1 protein-coding gene is annotated in these 250 nt (G+C 63.2%); it reads right to left on the bottom strand.

The genetic code is table 11. From position 1 onward, the window contains the following. On the bottom strand, positions 1-250 hold a 250-nt coding region (locus AAEY93_RS20935; protein WP_351079649.1), incomplete at both ends, for a carbohydrate ABC transporter permease.

Genomic DNA, 250 nt, shown 5'->3' with positions numbered 1-250 from the left:
GCTCGGTGAAGATCTGCAGTCCGCCGATGGTGGCCGTGATGATGACGAAGATCATCGTCGGGCGGATCGAGGGGAGCGTGATGCTGAAGAACCGGCGGGTCGCGCCTGCTCCATCGAGCGCGGCAGATTCGTGGATGTCACGGGGCACTGACTGCATTGCCGCCAGGAGGATGAGAGCGTTGTAGCCCGTCCAGCGCCAGTTGACCATGGTCGCGATCGCGATGTGGCTCGGCAGGGTTTCGTTCTGCCA

The sequence above is a fragment of the Shewanella sp. CAL98-MNA-CIBAN-0140 genome (assembly GCF_040309905.1).
GTDB classification, from domain to species: Bacteria; Pseudomonadota; Gammaproteobacteria; order Enterobacterales; family Shewanellaceae; genus Shewanella; species Shewanella psychromarinicola.
Note: the sequence above shows the minus strand (reverse complement) of the source record. Positions and strands in the feature narration are given on the sequence as shown.